At 64.0% G+C, this 15,970-nt stretch carries 19 protein-coding genes; 13 read left to right on the forward strand and 6 right to left on the reverse strand.

Annotated features, from left to right (window positions below):
* The first annotated feature begins 21 nt into the window (after positions 1-21).
* The 5 genes from AK81_RS24610 to AK81_RS24630 all read left to right on the forward strand — a co-directional run bounded on the left by AK81_RS24610 (position 22) and on the right by AK81_RS24630 (position 3,939).
* Positions 22-726: a TetR/AcrR family transcriptional regulator gene (locus tag AK81_RS24610; protein ID WP_041167855.1), complete on the forward strand. Its 705-nt coding sequence runs from the start codon at positions 22-24 to the stop codon at positions 724-726.
* A gap of 29 nt (positions 727-755) precedes the next feature.
* Positions 756-1,304 (forward strand): hypothetical protein, encoded by a 549-nt coding sequence (locus tag AK81_RS24615; RefSeq protein WP_043203422.1) that lies wholly within the window; start codon positions 756-758, stop codon positions 1,302-1,304.
* Between the two features lie 139 nt (positions 1,305-1,443).
* Positions 1,444-2,721 carry a flavohemoglobin expression-modulating QEGLA motif protein gene (locus tag AK81_RS24620; RefSeq protein WP_043203424.1) on the forward strand — a complete coding sequence of 426 codons (1,278 nt, stop codon included), beginning with the start codon at positions 1,444-1,446 and terminating at the stop codon, positions 2,719-2,721.
* Positions 2,693-3,616, forward strand: a complete 924-nt coding sequence (locus tag AK81_RS24625; RefSeq protein ID WP_043203426.1) for an alpha/beta hydrolase — start codon at positions 2,693-2,695, stop codon at positions 3,614-3,616. Before AK81_RS24620 ends, AK81_RS24625 begins: the two co-directional genes overlap by 29 nt.
* The gene (locus AK81_RS24630; protein WP_043203427.1) at positions 3,613-3,939 is read left to right on the forward strand and encodes a hypothetical protein; all 327 of its coding nucleotides are present in this window, start codon (positions 3,613-3,615) and stop codon (positions 3,937-3,939) included. Before AK81_RS24625 ends, AK81_RS24630 begins: the two co-directional genes overlap by 4 nt.
* A gap of 142 nt (positions 3,940-4,081) precedes the next feature.
* Here the strand turns inward: AK81_RS24630 and AK81_RS24635 are convergent, their stop codons facing one another.
* The 5 genes from AK81_RS24635 to AK81_RS24655 all read right to left on the reverse strand — a co-directional run bounded on the left by AK81_RS24635 (position 4,082) and on the right by AK81_RS24655 (position 6,653).
* Positions 4,082-4,399 (reverse strand): type II toxin-antitoxin system RelE family toxin, encoded by a 318-nt coding sequence (locus AK81_RS24635; RefSeq protein ID WP_043203429.1) that lies wholly within the window; start codon positions 4,397-4,399, stop codon positions 4,082-4,084.
* On the reverse strand, positions 4,353-4,637 hold the full coding sequence (locus tag AK81_RS24640; RefSeq protein WP_081042149.1) for a type II toxin-antitoxin system Phd/YefM family antitoxin: 285 nt from the start codon (positions 4,635-4,637) through the stop codon (positions 4,353-4,355). Before AK81_RS24640 ends, AK81_RS24635 begins: the two co-directional genes overlap by 47 nt.
* A gap of 139 nt (positions 4,638-4,776) precedes the next feature.
* On the reverse strand, positions 4,777-5,568 hold the full coding sequence (locus tag AK81_RS24645; RefSeq protein ID WP_043203433.1) for an OmpA family protein: 792 nt from the start codon (positions 5,566-5,568) through the stop codon (positions 4,777-4,779).
* A gap of 50 nt (positions 5,569-5,618) precedes the next feature.
* Positions 5,619-6,032 (reverse strand): DUF4398 domain-containing protein, encoded by a 414-nt coding sequence (locus AK81_RS24650; RefSeq protein WP_043203435.1) that lies wholly within the window; start codon positions 6,030-6,032, stop codon positions 5,619-5,621.
* A 276-nt stretch (positions 6,033-6,308) separates the two neighbouring features.
* Positions 6,309-6,653, reverse strand: a complete 345-nt coding sequence (locus AK81_RS24655) for a hypothetical protein (RefSeq protein WP_043203438.1) — start codon at positions 6,651-6,653, stop codon at positions 6,309-6,311.
* Between the two features lie 262 nt (positions 6,654-6,915).
* Between AK81_RS24655 and ppc the strand changes: the two genes are divergently transcribed.
* The 7 genes from ppc (at position 6,916) to AK81_RS24690 (ending at position 14,290) form a co-directional block, all read left to right on the forward strand.
* The gene (ppc, locus tag AK81_RS24660) at positions 6,916-9,543 is read left to right on the forward strand and encodes a phosphoenolpyruvate carboxylase (RefSeq protein WP_043203441.1); all 2,628 of its coding nucleotides are present in this window, start codon (positions 6,916-6,918) and stop codon (positions 9,541-9,543) included.
* A 257-nt stretch (positions 9,544-9,800) separates the two neighbouring features.
* A complete protein-coding gene (gene adk / locus AK81_RS24665) occupies positions 9,801-10,451 on the forward strand; it encodes an adenylate kinase (RefSeq protein WP_043203444.1) in 651 nt (216 codons plus the stop codon).
* 321 nt (positions 10,452-10,772) lie between these two features.
* Positions 10,773-11,447: a tRNA (adenosine(37)-N6)-threonylcarbamoyltransferase complex dimerization subunit type 1 TsaB gene (gene tsaB, locus AK81_RS24670; RefSeq protein ID WP_043203446.1), complete on the forward strand. Its 675-nt coding sequence runs from the start codon at positions 10,773-10,775 to the stop codon at positions 11,445-11,447.
* Between the two features lie 131 nt (positions 11,448-11,578).
* Positions 11,579-11,869 carry a hypothetical protein gene (locus AK81_RS24675; protein WP_043203448.1) on the forward strand — a complete coding sequence of 97 codons (291 nt, stop codon included), beginning with the start codon at positions 11,579-11,581 and terminating at the stop codon, positions 11,867-11,869.
* Positions 11,870-11,872: 3 nt separating this feature from the next.
* Complete coding sequence (locus tag AK81_RS24680; protein WP_043203449.1) at positions 11,873-12,742, forward strand: DUF72 domain-containing protein; 870 nt, start codon at positions 11,873-11,875, stop codon at positions 12,740-12,742.
* 28 nt (positions 12,743-12,770) lie between these two features.
* Positions 12,771-13,601: an isocitrate lyase/PEP mutase family protein gene (locus tag AK81_RS24685; RefSeq protein ID WP_016485183.1), complete on the forward strand. Its 831-nt coding sequence runs from the start codon at positions 12,771-12,773 to the stop codon at positions 13,599-13,601.
* On the forward strand, positions 13,601-14,290 hold the full coding sequence (locus AK81_RS24690; RefSeq protein ID WP_043203451.1) for an extensin family protein: 690 nt from the start codon (positions 13,601-13,603) through the stop codon (positions 14,288-14,290). The genes AK81_RS24685 and AK81_RS24690 overlap by 1 nt, the downstream gene beginning before the upstream one ends.
* 2 nt (positions 14,291-14,292) lie before the next feature.
* Here the strand turns inward: AK81_RS24690 and AK81_RS24695 are convergent, their stop codons facing one another.
* Positions 14,293-14,913 carry a hypothetical protein gene (locus tag AK81_RS24695; RefSeq protein WP_043203453.1) on the reverse strand — a complete coding sequence of 207 codons (621 nt, stop codon included), beginning with the start codon at positions 14,911-14,913 and terminating at the stop codon, positions 14,293-14,295.
* 103 nt (positions 14,914-15,016) lie between these two features.
* Between AK81_RS24695 and AK81_RS24700 the strand changes: the two genes are divergently transcribed.
* The gene (locus tag AK81_RS24700; RefSeq protein ID WP_043203454.1) at positions 15,017-15,793 is read left to right on the forward strand and encodes a class I SAM-dependent methyltransferase; all 777 of its coding nucleotides are present in this window, start codon (positions 15,017-15,019) and stop codon (positions 15,791-15,793) included.
* Positions 15,794-15,970 lie beyond the last annotated feature (177 nt).

Here is a 15,970-nt window from a genome sequence, read left to right on the forward strand (position 1 = left end):
GGTATCCCCGTGACACCTGTCATGCCTGACCAAGGCGCCGCCGGCATCGCTACCGCCGTCGCCGAAAACGTGCAATACCAAGGCCGCAAGACTGCCCGCCAAGGCAGCGAACAGCGCCGCCAGCTGATCCTCGACGCCGCCATGCGCATCGTCGTGCGCGATGGCGTGCGCGGTGTGCGCCACCGTGCGGTGGCCGCCGAGGCCGCTGTGCCGCTGTCGGCCACCACCTACTACTTCAAGGACATCGAGGACCTGCTCACCGATACCTTCGCCCAGTATGTCGAGCGCAGTGCCGCCTACATGGCCAAGCTGTGGGCCAACACCGAAGTGGTACTGCGCCAGTTGCTGGCCCAGGGTGACGGCAGCCCGGCGGCACGGGCGCGGCTGGCTGACGAAGTGGCGCGCATGACTGCCGACTATGTTCAGCGGCAACTGCTGAACCGCCGCGACTTCCTGATGGCCGAACAGGCCTTCCGCCAAGAGGCGCTGCTGTGCCCACGCCTGGCTGAGCTGGTGCGTGCCCACGAGCAGATCCTGCTGCACGGCACCCGGCAATTGCTGCAGGTGGTGGGGTCGCGACAACCAGAACAGGACGCTCAGATGTTGACGGCGATTATCGAGCAGATGGAATATCAGGGCCTGCTCAAGGATGCGAACGCGCAAGCCGATGGGCAGATGCTCGCTATGCTTACCCGATACCTGCAGCTGGTGCTGGCATCGGCCTGAGCCGAGACCGATTTTTCAAGGAGAACCTGATGAAAGCCTGGCGTGTGGTGTTGTTGACTCTGTCATTCCTGCTGCTGGGCGGTTGTCTGGTGACCTTCCATGAGCCCTTGCCCAGCAACCAGGCGGCGCCCAAGGCCCTGCTCGGCAAGTGGAGCAGCAAGGACGCCTGGGGCGAGCCGTTGAAGCTGACCATCAGCCGCAGCGGCGGCGGTGCCTACAAGGCGGTGGCCACGGCCAAGGGCAAGGCCCCTGAGGAATACGTGTTCACCGTGTCGCGCCACGGCAACCGCTGGTACCTGTCGGCCGGCGTGCCCAAGCGCCTGGGGGGCAACTTCCTGATTGGCGGTTTCGACATCGTCGATGGCAAGGAACTGGTGGTCTACAACCTGGATGTCGAGCAGGTGCAGCAGGCGGTGGACAAGAAGGAACTGATCGGGCGCAGCACCGAGGTGCCGGAAGACAACGGCGACGGCGTGCTGATCGACAGCCCGTCGGCGCGGGTGCTGGCCTACCTGGACGACCCGGCCAACTCCGACCTGTTCGTCGAGGTGGCGCGGTTCCAGCGCTCGGGCAAGTAGTTGCCTGTGCCGGCCTCTTCGCGGGCTTGCCCGCTCCCACAGGTATTTCACAGGTATCTGATCCTGTGGTGTCCCTGTGGGAGCGGGCAAGCCCGCGAAGAGGCCGGCACAGGTTTCTTGTACTAATAAGGAGTCCCCGGTGGACGAATACCAGCAAACCATCCGCGCCCTGTCCGACCGCATTGTCGCGGCACAGACCCCGATCCGGGTGCTGGACGCGGTGAAATGGGACGACAACATTCGTCAGGGCTTCCTCAAGGCCAAGGGCAAGGAGCCGCCGGCCGTCGACCGCGCCTATTACCAGTCGCGCCCGCTGTCGTTCGATTCCGGCGCGGTGAAGGCCGAGTTCCAGGGCATCGAGCGTGACATCATCCGCCAGCTTGGCCAGTTCAACCCGGTCGGGCAGATCATGAAGCGCATGTGCCGCGAGTACCGCATGGTGGTGCGCATGCTCGAAGCGCGCGGTACCGAGGACTTCGGCCTGATCTCCCAGGAGCTGTATGGCGCTGCCTCCGATGCCTTCCATGCCGGTGACCCGACCCTGGCCGACCTCGGTCTGATGCTGTCGGATTACCTGAACAACATCGATGGCCGTGGCGACCTGAAGGACGAGCCGAAGAACCTCACCGCCAAGGAGGCCGTGGAGATCCTCCAGCGCCGGCTGAACAAGGTGTTCGGCGAGGCCGAGGAAACCATCCGCGTGTTCGAGTCCGACGGTATCGTCGCCGATGCAGCGGCCGGTGCCGACTACATCAAGGTGCGCGCCGATGCCATGTTCAACGCCCGCGACGTACGCGCGCTGGAGGTGCACGAAGGGCTGGTGCATGTCGGTACCACGCTCAATGGCCTGAACCAGCCAATCTGCACCTTCCTGGCCAAGGGCCCGCCCTCGTCGACGGTGACCCAGGAAGGCCTGGCCATCCTCATGGAAGTGATTGCCTTCGCCTCCTACCCCAGCCGCCTGCGCAAGCTCACCAACCGCACACGCGCCATCCACATGGTCGAGGAGGGCGCCGATTTCCTTCAGGTGTTCAATTTCTTCCGCGAGCAAGGCTTCGAGATGGCGCAGAGCTACAGCAACGCCAGCCGGGTGTTCCGCGGCTCGGTGCCCAATGGCCTGCCATTCACCAAGGACTTGTCCTACCTCAAGGGCTTCATCATGGTTTACAACTACATTCAGTTGGCCGTGAAGAAGGGCAAGCTCGAACAGATCCCGTTGCTGTTCTGTGGCAAGACCACCCTGGAAGACATGCGCACCTTGCGCCAGCTGGTGGAGGAGGGCCTGGTCGCCCCACCCAAGTACCTGCCCGAGCAGTTCCGCGACCTTAACGCGCTGTCGGCCTGGATGTGCTTCTCCAACTTCCTCAACCACCTGAGCCTGGACCGTATTGAAGCCGACTACGCGAACATTCTCTGAGTGCTGCCGCCTGCTGGCCCTGGGCTTGGTCCTGCTGGGCCTTGGCGGCTGCAGCAGCCTGCTGTTCTACCCAGAGCGTGGTCAGGCCTTTACGCCTGAGCGGGCCAAGCTGGCGTACCGCGATGTCACGCTGAACACGGCTGATGGCATCCGCCTGCACGGCTGGTGGCTGCCGGCCAAGGCCGGTGTGGAGGTCAAGGGTACGGTACTGCACTTGCACGGCAACGGCGGCAACCTGCCGGGGCATCTGGGTGGCAGCTACTGGCTGCCGGAGCAGGGCTACCAGGTGCTGATGCTCGATTACCGCGGCTATGGCCTGTCGCAGGGGACGCCAAGCCTGCCAGACGTGTACGAAGATATCGCCGCCGCCATGGCCTGGCTTGACCAGGCGCCCGAGGTCAAGGGCAAGCCGCTGGTGCTGCTGGGGCAAAGCCTTGGAGGGGCCATGGCCATTCACTACCTGGCGGCCCACCCTGAGCAGCGGCAGCGCTTCAGTGCCTTGGTGTTCGATGGCGTGCCGGCCAGTTACCGTTCAGTCGGGCGCTTTGCCCTCAGCACGTCGTGGATGACCTGGCCGTTGCAGGTGCCGCTGTCGTGGCTGGTGCCGGACGGCGACAGTGCAATCCGTTCGATCGAGCAACTCAGCAGCCCGCCCAAGCTGTTCTTCCACAGCATCGACGACAACCTGGTGCCGATGGACAACGGCATCCGCCTGTACCAGCACGCGCCACCACCGCGGGTGCTGCAACTGACCCGAGGTGGCCACGTGCAGACCTTTGCCGACCCTACATGGCGCCAGGTGATGCTGCGTTTCCTCGACGACCCCAGCCATTTCAACGGCCTGCGGCGGCTTGCCGAAGTGCCCAATTTCCCTGACGAGAAGAACAAGCAATGAGTGAAGAACGCAACGCCATCCCGCTGATCCTGACCGGCGTCGGCAGCATCATCGTGACGGTGGGGGCCTTGTGGTACTACGGTTACCTGCATTTCGCCAAACCTGAGGATGCCCTGTTGCTGCAGGATTTCACCATGCTCAAGACCATCCCGGGCGAGGACTACAAGGTTTCGCTGGCCCCGGCGCCGCAAGTGGCCCAGTGCGTCGATGGCGTGCTGGTGCTGTTCGACACCGAGCAGAAAGGCCTGACCGGCGTGCTGGTGGACAACCGCAAGCGTGCGGTGCGCTGCATGGGCGAGGAAACCCCGCAGCAGGTGAAGTGAGCCAATCTTTTCAGCGCCTGTTCCGGCCCTTTCGCGGCTAAAGCCGCTCCCACAGGTACTGCGTAAAGCCGATTTGACGCGGTCCCTGTGGGAGCGGCTTTATCCGCGAAGAGGCCCGAGCAGGTCATAAAAGACTGTCAGGTCATTTCAGGCGTGAACGGGCAGAATCGTAAATATCGCTTCGCTCTCGCTTGCCTACCGCGATGACGATCACCACCACGCGCTGATCGAAAACCCGATAAACCAACCGATAACCAGCCGACCGCAGCTTGATCTTGTAGCAGTCCGGCATGCCGGAAAGTTTGTCTTTCTCCACCCTGGGCTGAGCCAATCGCTCCTTCAGCTTCCTCGCGAACTGAACCTGCAATGCGCCATCGAGCTTTTGAAATTCCTTCCTTGCCCGCACATCGAATTCAAGGTCGTAGCTTTTGGTTTCCTTCGGCTTCGGCGATGAGCTCATCGATATCCACTCTCACGGTAGGCCCACCGCGCCGCTGACGGACAAGCTCAGCCAGTTGCATGTCGTCGATCAATTCCATCATCGCTTCATAGCGTTCTGGCGGAACCGCATAGAACGCCGGTTCGTTGCGATTGAGGATGACCACGGTTTCACCGGCAGCTTCGCGGATAGTGCCCATAGGGTCTTTCTTGAGGTCTGTGATGGATGCTGCCAGATCGGCAAGAACCGGATAGGTCATAGTTGTATCAACCGATGAGTGTGATTGGCGGTGATTGAAGTGTAGTGCCTCAAAGAGTGCTTTTAAAGGTGCTTTTTTCGGTCGCGAGGCATGAAAAACCCCGCCATGAAGGCGGGGTTCCGGGTTCAGCCAGCCAGCCTTACTGCTGCGCTTGGCTCACCGCACGCGGTGCCACCGGCTGGTTGTCGTTGGAGATGGTCACCTCCACACGACGGTTTTGCGCACGGCCCGAGTTGCTGCCGTTGTCCGCTACCGGGTACTCCTTGCCATAGCCCTGGGAAACGATGCGCGCCGGGTCGACGCCGGCACGTACCAGTGCCATGCGTACCGCACCAGCGCGGCGCTCGGACAGGCTCTGGTTGTAGTTGGCCGAGCCGACGCTGTCGGTGTAGCCCTCGACAATCACCTTGCGCTCAGGGTTTTCCTGGAGGAACTGGGCCAGCTTGGTGACGTTCGGGTAGGCGTTGCTCTTGAGCTCGGCCTTGTTGAAGTCGAACAGCACATCGCCAAAGGTTACCAGCGTACCGCGGTCGGTCTGCTTGGCGTTGAGGCTGTCCTGCAGCTTGGCGATCTGCGCGTCGCGGGCATCCAGCTTGGCCTGTGCACGTTGGGCCGAGGCATTTTTCAGTTCGCCTTCGGCGGTGCGCAGGGCAATGGTCTGCTTGGCCACTTCAACACGCTGGTTGGTCAGGTAGGCCAGTTGGTCGACCTGCTTCTGGTCTTCACGGTCCATGAACGCCTTGTCGGCTTTGTTCAGCCAGTCCTGGGCGTCCTTGGTCTCCAGCGCTGCGACCTTGCTCGATTGCGGATCGCTCTGCAGCGAGGAGAAGTTGGTGCGGGCCGCCTCCAGGTTGGCGTTAGGGTCGTGCGAGCAGGCAGCAAGACCAACGCTGAGGGCCAGCAGGGCGGGAATCATGACGTAATTGCGCATAGTGTTCATCCTTTGATCGTGTGCGAAGGCTAAGGTTGGCGGGGCAGGGCTCACTGAGCGCTGCGCAGGCCTTCCTCACGTACGTCCTGAACGCCCTGACGGGCATCCTGCACGGCCTTCTGGGCCTTGGCTGCCTGGGCCTTGCGTTCGGCGAGGCGTGCGTCCCATTCGGCTTGTTGGGCCAGACGCTTGGCGTCGTCGTACTTCTTGTCATGCATGGCAATTTCGGCCTGCTTGAACTTGTCCTGCGCCGCTTTCATTTCAACGGCGGCAAACTCGGTACCGCCAGCGCTGACGGCAGAGTTCACGGCGGACTGGGTAACGGCATACTGCTCGGTAGGCGGGTTGCCCGCACAGCCAGCCAGGACCAGGCTACTGCCCAGGGCCAGCGCGGCCAGCTTGAACCCGCGCACATGAGTGGATGACAGTTTGCTAGTGCGGGTCTTCATGGTGGTCAGCTCCATTGGATCACTCCTGATTACGACGATGTCCGTAGCAGTCCATCGCTCATTCCCTGACAAAACCGCGCGCTTCAGCTGAACGGTGCACGAGGGCAGTGTGCAGGGTTTTAGCGTGATGGCTATTGGCTCCGACTCGACCGTTTTTGGAATGGTTCAGAAAAAAGTGCGCTAAACGAGGAATTATTTCTGACTGATTGGTCAGTGCGGGTTGGCAGGAACTTTCGCGGGCTGGAGCGGTATTCCGGGCCTTGGCGCGGCCCGGAACGGTGGGGCGGGTGGTTATCTTTCGCTGTCGTCGCTGGTGGTGCTCAGGCTGTGCAGGTGCTGTCGCGAGAGGGACAAAAAGCGCGGAGTAGAGCCGACATCCTCGTAAAGCGGGTCGCCTTCTTCATCGGTGGCGATGACCTGACGGCCCTGCACATAGGGGAAGCTGGCTTCCAGTTCTTCGAGGGCGGCCGCCACCAGCTCGCCGAGCAGTTCCTCGGCGGTGCGCTTGGGGTACATGTCGATCAGCGCGGCCAGCCGCGCCTCGGACTCCAGGTCCAGGTGCAATACATGGCCCGTTCGGCTGAGGGTGCCGGCGGCATTCTGTTCCCAGTGCTGGGCGAGTTCACGGATTTTCATGATGACCTCTGTTGACGCCTGCTAAGGCTGCATTGCATGGGAGTGCTGTGCTTTCACTTTAGTTTGCTTTGGCCGAACACGGCTTGCCATTGCCGCTCGGCTGGGGGCACTCTTCAGTGCAGATGCAGTGCCTGTGGGAGCTGGCATGCCCGCGAAGAATCAAAACGCGGTGCCTGGCACCGGCTGTGCCGGTGTTCGCGGGCATGCCCGCTCCCACAGGGATCGCGTGGAGCCCGAAAGGGATGCAACGGAGAGAGGGCCAATGACCGATATCGATGTGCGTTTGCGTGAAGATGTCCATGTGTTGGGTGAGCTGCTCGGCGAAACCATTCGCCAGCAGCATGGCGATGCGTTCTTGCAGAAAATCGAAGACATCCGCCACAGCGCCAAGGCCGACCGCCGCGGCCCGGGCGAGCAATTGACCTCGACCCTGGCCGACCTTGCCGAAGAAGACTTGCTACCCGTGGCCAGGGCCTTCAACCAGTTCCTCAACCTGGCCAACATGGCCGAGCAGTACCAGTTGATCCGCCGCCGCGACGCCGGCCAGCCCGAACCCTTCGAGGCCCGTGTGCTGCCCGAATTGCTGGCGCGCCTGAAGCAGGCCGGGCATAGCAACGATGCCCTGGCCCGGCAACTGGCCAAGCTCGATATCCAGCTGGTACTTACCGCGCACCCCACCGAGGTGGCCCGCCGCACGTTGATCCAGAAGTACGACGCCATCGCCGGCCAGCTGGCTGCCCAGGACCACCGTGACCTGACCCCGGACGAACGCCAGCAGGTGCGTGAACGCCTGCGCCGGCTGATTGCCGAGGCCTGGCACACCGAAGAAATCCGTCGTACCCGGCCGACCCCGGTAGACGAAGCCAAGTGGGGCTTCGCGGTGATCGAGCATTCGCTGTGGCACGCCATCCCCAGCCACCTGCGCAAGGTCGACAAGGCCCTGCTGGACGCCACCGGCCTGCGCCTGCCGCTGGAAGCCGCGCCGATCCGCTTTGCCTCGTGGATGGGCGGTGACCGTGACGGCAACCCCAACGTGACTGCCGCCGTCACCCGAGAAGTGCTGTTGCTGGCGCGCTGGATGGCCGCCGACCTGTTCCTGCGCGACATCGATGCACTGGCCGCCGAGTTGTCCATGCAGCAGGCCAACGACGCTTTGCGCGAACGGGTCGGCGACAGTGCCGAGCCCTACCGCGCCGTGCTGAAGCTACTGCGCGACCGCCTGCGGGCGACGCGTGCCTGGGCGCATTCGGCTTTAACCAGCAACCAACCGGCCAGCGCCGAAGTGCTGGTCGACAACCGCGACCTGATCGCGCCGCTGGAGCTGTGCTACCAGTCGCTGCATGAATGCGGCATGGGCGTGATCGCCGAAGGCCCACTACTCGACTGCCTGCGCCGCGCGGTCACCTTCGGGCTTTTCCTCGGCCGCCTGGACGTGCGCCAGGACGCTGCCCGCCACCGAGACGCGCTGACCGAAATCACCGACTATCTGGGCCTGGGTCGCTATGCCGACTGGGATGAAGATCGCCGCATCGCATTCCTCCAGGCCGAGCTGAAGAATCGCCGGCCACTGCTACCTGCGCATTTCAAGCCGCAAGCGGATACTGCCGAAGTGCTTGCCACCTGCCGGGAGGTGGCCGCTGCGCCGGCAGCCTCGCTGGGCTCCTATGTCATTTCCATGGCCGGTGCCGCTTCGGATGTGCTGGCGGTGCAACTGCTGCTCAAGGAAGCCGGCCTGACCCGCCCCATGCGTGTGGTACCGCTGTTCGAGACCCTGGCTGACCTGGACAACGCCGGGCCGGTGATGCAGCGCCTGCTCGGCCTGCCGGGCTACCGTGCCGGGCTGCGCGGCCCACAGGAAGTGATGATTGGCTACTCCGATTCGGCCAAGGACGCCGGCACCACGGCGGCGGCCTGGGCGCAGTACCGGGCCCAGGAAAACCTGGTGCGTATCTGTGCCGAGCACCAGGTCGAACTGCTGCTGTTCCACGGCCGGGGCGGTACCGTAGGCCGCGGCGGTGGCCCGGCCCACGCGGCGATCCTGTCGCAGCCACCGGGTTCGGTGGCGGGGCGTTTCCGCACCACCGAGCAAGGCGAGATGATCCGCTTCAAGTTCGGTTTGCCGGGCATCGCCGAGCAAAACCTGAACCTGTACCTGGCCGCTGTGCTCGAAGCTACGTTGTTGCCACCACCGCCCCCGCAGCCGGCCTGGCGCGAGGTGATGGACCAGTTGGCTGCCGATGGCGTCAAGGCTTACCGCAGCGTGGTGCGCGACAACCCCGATTTCGTCGAGTACTTCCGCCAGTCGACGCCAGAACAGGAACTGGGGCGCCTGCCGCTGGGCAGCCGCCCGGCCAAGCGCCGCGCAGGGGGGATCGAAAGCCTGCGGGCCATCCCATGGATCTTCGGCTGGACCCAGACCCGGCTGATGCTGCCGGCCTGGCTGGGCTGGGAAACCGCGCTGAGCAACGCCTTGGCCCGTGGCCAGGGTGAGTTGCTGGCACAGATGCGCGAGCAGTGGCCGTTCTTTCGCACCCGCATCGACATGCTGGAAATGGTGCTGGCCAAGGCCGATGCGCAAATTGCCGAGGCCTACGACGAACGTCTGGTGCAACCGGACTTGCTTCCTTTAGGTGCGCACCTGCGCGACCTATTGTCGCAGTCGTGCCAGGTGGTGCTGGGTCTGACCGGGCAGCCGGTGCTACTGGCGCACAGCCCCGAGACGCTGGAATTCATCAGCCTGCGCAACACCTACCTGGACCCGCTGCACCGCCTGCAGGCCGAGTTGCTGGCCCGCTCGCGCAGCCGCGAAGCCGCTCTGGACAGCCCGTTGGAGCAGGCCTTGCTGGTGACCGTGGCGGGTATTGCCGCCGGGTTGCGCAATACCGGCTGAGGGTGGGGCCTTGTTAGCCAGCGTGAGTGCCGTGCAGGCCATGCACGGGTAAGGGGAGGGTGGTTGCGCCGGGCGCAACCACCTGCCCGGTCGGCCACAAGTGGCGCATTCCTGCAACTTTGGGACGCTTGTATGGCTGCCGGGCGCTGTGTATCTTGAGCAGCCTTCTGACCGTTTTATGGTCATACCCGATTTTCCGGACTTGGCCCTGGTTGCCGAATCCATTGAATTTCATAAAAAAATTTGAGGAGCACGAGATGCGCGTAATTCTGCTGGGAGCTCCCGGGGCCGGTAAAGGTACTCAGGCAAAGTTCATCACCGAAAAGTTCGGTATTCCACAGATCTCCACCGGTGACATGCTGCGTGCCGCCGTAAAGGCCGGTACCCCGCTGGGCCTGGAACTGAAGAAAGTCATGGATGCCGGCCAGCTGGTCTCCGACGAGCTGATCATCAGCCTGGTCAAGGAGCGCATCGCCCAGCCTGATTGCGCCAACGGCTGCCTGTTCGACGGCTTCCCACGCACTATCCCGCAAGCTGAAGCCATGGTCTCTGCCGGTGTCGACATCGACGCCGTGGTCGAAATCGCCGTGGACGACGAAGAAATCGTCGGCCGCATGGCTGGCCGCCGCGTGCACCTGGCCTCGGGCCGCACCTACCATATTCAGTACAATCCGCCGAAAGTGGAAGGCAAGGACGACGTCACTGGCGAAGACCTGATCCAGCGCGACGACGACAAGGAAGAAACCGTTCGTCATCGCCTGTCGGTCTACCACACCCAGACCAAACCGCTGGTGGACTTCTACCAGAAGCTGTCGGCTGCCAATGCCGGCAAGCCGAAGTACAGCCACATTGAAGGTGTCGGTTCGGTCGACGCCATCACTGCCAAGGTCCTGGCAGCCCTGAGCTGATCAGCGCCTGACGCCCCCCGACAACGGCCCGCTAGCGGGCCGTTGTCGTTTCCGGCCTGCAGTCCACGGCCTGGCGCGGCCCCTGTAGGAGCGGCCTTGCGTCGCGATGGGCCGCCAAGCGGCCCCGGCAATTTCTGCGGCGAAGCTGAAATCGTGGGGCCGCTACGCGCCCCATCGCGACGCAAGGCCGCTCCTACAGGGACCGCGTCAAGGCCATGTTGTGTAGACCTCCTGCAAAGGCCGCACAGCGCCCCTTCGGGACACAACGCCGCCGCTGCTCTATACTGCCGCTCTTTTCATTCGCACCTGGATACCCGTTCGATGACCACCCTGCTGGCCCTGGATACCGCCACCGAAGCCTGTTCCGTCGCGCTGCTGCATGACGGCAAGGTAACCAGCCATTACGAGGTGATCCCGCGTCAGCACGCGCAGAAGCTGCTGCCGATGATCAAGCAGTTGCTGGCCGAATCCGGCGTTTCGCTGAATGCACTGGACGCCATCGCCTTCGGCCGTGGCCCGGGCGCCTTCACCGGCGTGCGCATTGCCATTGGTGTGGTCCAGGGCCTGGCCTTCGCGCTGGAGCGCCCGGTGCTGCCGGTGTCCAACCTGGCCGCGCTGGCCCAGGGGGCGTTGCGCGAGCAGGGCGTGCAGCAGGTGGCGGCCGCCATCGATGCGCGCATGGATGAAGTGTATTGGGGCTGCTACCAGGCCACGGCGGGCGAAATGCGCCTGGTTGGCCGCGAAGCGGTGTTGCCGCCCGAGCAGGTAGCGCTGCCGCCAGACAGCCATGGCGAGTGGTTCGGTGCCGGTACCGGATGGGGGTACGCCGAGCGCCTGGCGGTGAAGGTGGCCGCCAGCAACCCTGGCGCCTTGCCCAATGCCCTGGACGTTCTCAGCCTGGCCAGCTTCGCCTGGGCCCGTGGCGAGGCAATCGTCGCCGAGCAGGCGCAACCGGTCTACCTGCGCGATAATGTAGCTACCCCCAAGAAGCGCTGAATGCTGTTCGTCGGTTATCGCCGATAACACTAAAACCTTTTGCGCGATATGTGGTCCAGTTATCACTCAAGCATTAGCGACGGAACCCTGATGCTGCTAAATTGCCATCATTGGTCCTGAGTGCTCATGCCATGCGTATCGACGGTTTCTCATCGCAGTCCTACCCGGTCAAGCGCACCCCGCGCAAGGCACCGGCGCGTGACGAGGCCATCGATGATGCCGAGCTGGTAGATGACAGCCAGGGCGCCCCCGTGGATGCCACCGCCCGCCGCCGCAGCGGTGGCCTGCCAGCCCGCCAGCAGGACATGGTCTTCCCCCGCGCCCGTGACCGGCGCACCGCCACTGCATTGGCCAGCTACCTGAGCACCGCCGGTTTCACCGAATGGGACATGGAAGTACTGGGGCTCGACCTGTACATTTAGTGGATGAGTTCATCACCACTGCCTTATTTTCTCGGTTGCCCGTCCTGGAGCGAAAACGCCTGGCGCGACTACCTCTATCCCGCCGACGCTAACAGCAATGAAATGCTTGGCCTCTACAGCCAGGTGTTCAACGCCGTTGAGGGCAACACCACTTTCTACGCACGCCCCGCCCCCGGCACTATTGCCCGTTGGGCACAGGTGATGCCCGAGCACTTCCGCTTCACCGCCAAGTTTCCCCGGGACATCAGCCACGAAGGTGACCTGCGTGATCAACTGGAGCCTGCCTTCGACTTCACGCGGCTGATGGCCCCGCTGGGCAAGCGCGTTTCGCCGTACTGGCTGCAGTTGCCGGCCCAGTTCGGCCCGGCACGCCTGGGCGAGCTTTGCCACTTCCTCGACGAAATCGGCCTGCCGGTGGCCGTGGAAGTGCGCAACCAGGGCTTCTTCGCCAAGGGTGAAGAAGAACGCCTGCTCAACCGCCTGCTGCACGAACGCGGCGTGGAGCGCATCTGCCTGGACCCGCGTGCGTTGTTCAGCTGCGCCTCGCGCGACCCTGCCGTGCTGCACGCGCAATCCAAGAAGCCCAAGGTGCCACCGCGCCCCGCGGCCTTCAGTCAGCACCCACAGGTGCGCTTCATCGGCCACCCGGAGCTGGAGGCCAATCACTCCTTCCTCAGCCCCTGGGTAGAAAAAGTCGCCGAGTGGATCGAAGAAGGCCGCAACCCCTACATATTCCTGCACACCTCGGACAATCGCCTGGCTGCGGCGTTGGCCCAGCGTTTCCATCAACGCCTGATGGCACGCCTGCCAGGTCTTGCACCTTTGCCGGAATTGCCGCGCGCGCCCGAGGTCGAACAACTGGGCTTACTCTGACCTTTCCCTGACTGCCGGAGGTTGAACCATGGATGTGCAAACCCTGCGAGCCGAAGCCTTCAAGGCTTTACACGAGCGCGAAGGCGCGTTCGTCATCCCCAACCCGTGGGATGCCGGCTCCGCCAAGCTGCTTGCCAGCCTGGGTTTCGAGGCGCTGGCCACCACCAGTGCCGGCCTGGCGTTCAGCCTGGGCCGGCCAGACGCCGAAGGCGCCTTGAGCCTGGACGATACCCTGGACAATGCCGGCGAGATCGTCGATGCCACTGCGTTGCCAGTGGCCGCGGACCTTGAGAACGGCTTCGGCGACATGCCTGAAGATTGTGCCCAGACCATCTTGCGTGCTGCCGAAATCGGCCTGGTAGGTGGCTCCATCGAAGATGCCAGTGGCCGCAGTGATGCGCCCATCTATGACCTGGGGCTGGCCGTGGAGCGCGTACGCGCCGCCGTGCAGGCTGCCCGTAGCCTGCCATTCCCTTTCACCCTGTGCGCCCGGGCAGAAAACCTGCTGCATGGCCGCATGGACCTCGACGACACCATCCTGCGCCTGCAAGCCTATGCCGAGGCCGGCGCCGATGTGCTGTATGCCCCCGGGCTGCGCACCGTCGAAGAAGTCCGTGCGGTGGTACAGGCGGTCGCCCCGCGGCCAGTGAATGTACTGATGGGCATGGCGGGTGTGCCGCTGAGCGTGAACCAGTTGCAGGACCTGGGCGTGCGGCGCATCAGCGTCGGCTCGTCGCTGGCCCGTGCTGCGCTGGGGGCCTTCCACCGTGCCGCGCTGGAAATTCGCAACGAGGGCACGTTCGGCTACGGTGAGCAGGCACTGCCGTTTGCCCAGCTCAACGACCTGTTCCGCCGCTGATGCGGGGAGTGTTGGCGCTACTGGCCGGCCTGCTGGTGTTGGCCGGCCTGGCCTGGCACTTCGGCTGGCGCCTGCCTGCCGTTTGGAACCCCTGGGCGCCGCTGGACGTACGCCAGCCGCCCAACGTGCTGACCCCGTACAAGCTTTCACGTCTGCGCGATGACCCGGCCTTGTGCCGGCAGGCGCTGGAAGCCAGTCAGCTGCGCTACCGGGCGCAAGCCGACAGCCCGGCTTCGGCCAATTGCCCGCTGCAAAACGTATGGCGCATCGAGGGCGGCCAGGCGCGGCTCAGCAGCAGCTTCCTGGCCAGTTGCCCGCTGGCGGTGGCCTACGCGCTGTTCGAGAACCATGGCTTGCAGCCGGTGGCGCAGCGTGTGCTGGGGCAGCGGGTGACGCAGGTCGATCACCTGGGCAGCTTTGCCTGCCGCAATGTCTACCACCGCAAGCAGGGTCGCCTGAGCCAGCACGCTACGGCCAATGCGCTGGACATCAGCGGTTTTCGCTTGCAGGACGGCCAGCGCATCGTGCTGGCGCGTGACTGGCAGGCGGGTGGGCAGAAGGCAGAATTCTTGCGGCAGGTGCAGCAGGCGGCTTGCGAGAGCTTCAGCACGGTACTGGGGCCGGACTACAACGCCGCGCACCACAATCACTTCCACCTGGACATGGGGCGTTGGCAGATCTGCCGTTAGCCTCAGGCGTGAACGCGCACGTTGTTCAGCACCACCGGGCGTGCCCAGTGGATGTCGAATTCCAGGTCGTTTTGCTGTTTGGCCAGGGTGGCGTCGTCGAACGGTTCGGGTGCCGGGTCCAGCAGGTTGGTCTCGAACTCTGCAATGGGCAGGAACAACGACCGCGGGGCAGGGCCCGGGCCGGGCTCGGCAATCGGATGGCCCTGGCTCATCACCACCGGGCGCATCCAGCTGTTGCTGGTGTCCAGCTGGCGCTGCTGCTCGATCAGCTCCATGGCAGTGAACGGCTCGGGCGCCGGCGGCAGCAGTTTGGCTTCAAGCTCTGCCTTGGGCAGGAACAGCGGCTCTGGCGGTGCTACCTCGGTGTCCTGCACCGGGCAGGCGCGCTGGGCGTCGATCAGGGCCAGTGCACGGGCGCCGCCGGTGGGCTCGCCGCTGTCCTGGTCGTACTGCACGAACGACTGGCTGACGCTGTCTACGGGCTCTTCCTGCTGCTCGGCCATGGCCCGGGCAAAGAAATCCTGCCACAGGTGGCTGACGCCCCCGAGTGCCTGGGTATTGTGCTGACTGTAGTTGCCGACAGGCGACAAATAGGTCAAGCCGATAGGAAGAGTATCTGACATGGCAGTCGCGCGCGTTGTGCTCTGGCAGAATAGCGGGATATTGCCTGTATCGGCCGTGGCTGCTGATTCATTAAGGCTTGGTTTGATTTTTTAGGTGTGGACGATGGAAGAGCAAGGCACGGGTATCAGGGTCGAGGCGATGTCGGCTGAGTATGCGGAGCAGGCCAAGGTGTGGGCTGAACGCCTAAGCCTGCCGCTACAGGACGAGAGCGCCGGCTTCGCCGTGCAGGTGGGCGCCGAGGGGTTGCAGATCCAGCAGCTGGGGCCGCAAGCACCGGGGCCGGTGCGGGTGGACTTCGTCGACGGCCAGGCCGCGCACCGGCGCCAGTTTGGCGGTGGCAACGGGCAGATGATCGCCAAGGCCGTGGGCATTGCCCAAGGCGTGCGACCACAAGTGCTGGATGCTACGGCAGGCCTTGGCAAAGATGCATTCGTGCTGGCCAGCCTGGGTTGCCAGATGACCCTGATCGAACGCCAGCCGCTGATTGCCGCGTTGCTGGAGGATGGCCTGGCGCGGGCGCGGTCGGATGACGAGGTGGGCCCGATAGTCGGGCGCATGCGCCTGCTGACCGGCAACGCCATCGAGCGCATGCGCGCCTGGGAAGGCGAAGCGCCGCAGGTGATCTACCTCGACCCAATGTTCCCGCACCGCGACAAGAGCGCCCTGGTGAAAAAGGAAATGCGCGTGTTCCGGCCTCTGGTTGGCGACGACCTGGATGCTCCGGCCTTGCTCGAGGCCGCCCTGGCGCTGGCCAGCCACCGGGTGGTGGTGAAGCGCCCGCGGAAGGCACCGATTATCGACGGGCCGAAGCCGAGCCATAGCCTGGAAGGGAAGTCGAGTCGGTATGACATTTATCCGAAGAAAGCGCTGAAGGCCTGACCCGCCCCAACTGGTCCAACTAGCACGGTTATTGTAATCGATGGACTCGCCCCCGCCGAGGCATCACAGTGCCACGGTGGCGTTCAAAGAAGCCAACGGCAGCGAGGGCGAGACCATGAAAAAGCATAGTTCGAAGCACGATCCCCTGTCTTCCACTGATGTGGAGCTTTGCACAAC

Source organism: Pseudomonas putida W15Oct28 (assembly GCF_000708715.2).
GTDB classification, from domain to species: Bacteria; Pseudomonadota; Gammaproteobacteria; order Pseudomonadales; family Pseudomonadaceae; genus Aquipseudomonas; species Aquipseudomonas putida_R.